At 68.7% G+C, this 2369-nt stretch carries 1 protein-coding gene and 2 pseudogenes; 2 read left to right on the forward strand and 1 reads right to left on the reverse strand.

Features of this window, described 5'->3' with window-relative positions:
• Nucleotides 1–478 (forward strand): annotated as a pseudogene (locus Q2100_RS30945) (oxidoreductase); the annotation flags it as partial.
• 454 nt (nt 479–932) lie between these two features.
• On the opposite strand, the gene Q2100_RS30950 reads toward Q2100_RS30945, so the two are convergent.
• Complete coding sequence (locus Q2100_RS30950; RefSeq protein ID WP_264014170.1) at nt 933–1790, reverse strand: HAD-IB family hydrolase; 858 nt, start codon at nt 1788–1790, stop codon at nt 933–935.
• Between the two features lie 414 nt (nt 1791–2204).
• Between Q2100_RS30950 and Q2100_RS30955 the strand changes: the two are divergent.
• A pseudogene (locus Q2100_RS30955) lies at nt 2205–2369 on the forward strand (septum site-determining protein Ssd); the annotation flags it as partial.

The raw sequence follows: 2369 nt of genomic DNA on the forward strand, positions 1-2369 counted from the left end.
CACGCTGGTCGGCGTCTGGCAGCGCGCGCCGCTGCAGGCGCTGGCGCGGTTGCATTCGCTGGCCGCGGCGGACCTCACCGACGACGAGCACCTCGGCCGTCCACGGGCGGACCCGGACGTCGGCCTCCGGCTGGAATTGCTGGCCGGCCTGCTCACCGGTGGCTCCAGGGTGCCCGCGCCGGTGCTCGCCGCCGTCGCGCACGGCGAGTTGCTCACCCTGGCGCCGTTCGGCTCGGCCGACGGGGTGGTTGCGCGGGGGGTGGCGCGATTGGTCACCATCGCCACCGGCCTCGACCCGCACGGTCTCGGCGTCCCCGAGGTGTACTGGATGCGCCGGTCCGGCGACTACCGGGCGGCCGCGCGCGGTTTCGCCTCGGGCACGCCCGACGGTCTGGCGGCGTGGCTCGTGTTGCACTGCACAGGATTGCACGCGGGCGCCCGGGAAGCCCTGCAGATCGCCGCCGGGGCGTCGGGTTAGCGGCGGGCGCTGAGGGCTGCCAGCAAAATGAAGCGGGCGACGCTCCGAACTGAGTTCGGCTCGCCGCCCGCTAGCACGGAGACCGGTTACCAAGCGTGCTCGGTATGGCTGCGTGGGTTGGCCTCGGCGTCCTGGCGATGCGCTTCGCCTGCAACCCCACCCAAGGGGTCGTCGTGGTCGTCCGCTCTTCGCTATTACGCAGGCCCGCAACACTTTTGCCTATTTCGCGGCATGTGCTCCGCGTGGGTGCCGGGATCCGTGCTGGGTAGCCTGGTTCGGGAGATCCAGCCTTCTCTTCCGACTGGGTCTTGGCCTCACCGGGCTTCCGTGCTTTCCTTTGTACTCCGTGACCGGCGTCACATCAAGGGCTGAATCCCGGCGATTCCCGATCGTTACGGGCGCCGACCAGCTACTACACCGCGTAGCTTCCACGCTCAGAATTTGCGGTGCGTGCTCAGAGTGCGAAGCGGCGCAGCAGCGAGTAGGTCAGTGCGCCTGCGGCCAGCGCGCTCATCCCGACCACGGCGGTGGTGGCGACCGCGGCGCCCGACGGCGCGGGCAGCCGGTCGCGCAGGGACACCGGCCGGGTGAACGTCAGCACCGGCCAGCCGCGGCCGGCGGCCTCCCGGCGCAGCGCACGGTCGGGGTTGACCACGGCGGGGTGGCCGACGGCCTCCAGCATCGGCACGTCGGTCGCCGAGTCGGAGTAGGCATAGCAGTGCTCGAGCGCGTAACCCTCGCGGGCGGCGAGCGCCTTGATCGCCTCGACCTTGCCCTCGCCGTAGCAGTAGAAGGCGATTTCGCCGGTGTAGCGGCCGTCTTCGACCACCATCCGGGTGGCCATCGCGTGGGTCGCCCCGAGCGCCCGCGCGATGGGCGCGACGATCTCCTCCCCGGACGCGGACACCACCACCACGTCGCGGCCACACAGTTTGTGGTCGGCGATGAGGTCGGCGGCCTCGGCGAAGACCAGTGGGTCGACGATGTCGTGCAGCGTCTCGCCGACGATCGACTTGATCTGCTCGACATCCCAGCCGGCGCACATGGTGGTGAGGAACGAGCGCATCCGGTCCATCTGCTCGTGGTCCGCACCGGACATCATGAACAGGAACTGGGCGTAGGTGGACTTGAGGGCGGCGCGCCGGTTGATCAGACCCTGATCGAAGAAAGGTTTGCTGAACGCGAGCGTCGAGGACTTCGCGATCACGGTCTTGTCCAGATCGAAGAAGGCTGCGGTGCGCACCGGACGGTCGCCTTCGGGCTCGGCCCGCGCTGCCGTCGCCGGCGCTGCGGACCGCTCGGATGCGGTCACGTCGTCAGCATAAAGGCCCGACTGCGTCACTATTCGGATGAGTATGTGAATTGGCAGTTCAAGACAGCTGACTGTGACTGCAAATTTTCCTCCTAACTGGTTGTTTAACCCGGCAACAAGACTTGCCATCCTCGGCAGACGCGTGTGTATAGTGAGCATTACCCGGCTTATGTCGGGTGTGTATCAGCCCGACCCCCCGGGGCTGATACACGACGACCTCCGCCTCCTCCCCCCCTGGCGGGGGTCGTCCCTTTTTCCGGTCCTTTCGCATTCAGGACAACTCCACTTTCGCCCCGCGGCGTACCGCGCGTAAATATCCGCGCCGTGCCGTGACAGGTGCCCGGCGTTGTCCACAGTTGCCAGTTCATCCACATTCGGTGCGACAGCAATGGCGGCGCCGTCGGCACGCGCCCGATGCTGGGAACCGTGACGACGACCACCGGGGTACTTGCGCTGCTGAGCGACCCGTCACTGCGCGACGACGTCGACCGCGTCGCCGCGGCGGCCGGGGTGACGGTGGTGCACGCAGGCGAGCCGTCGGGCCGCAAGGCCTGGGCCGCTGCGGCCGCCGTCCTGCTC

It is taken from the genome of Mycolicibacterium arseniciresistens (assembly GCF_030519285.1).
Taxonomy (GTDB): domain Bacteria; phylum Actinomycetota; class Actinomycetes; order Mycobacteriales; family Mycobacteriaceae; genus Mycobacterium; species Mycobacterium arseniciresistens.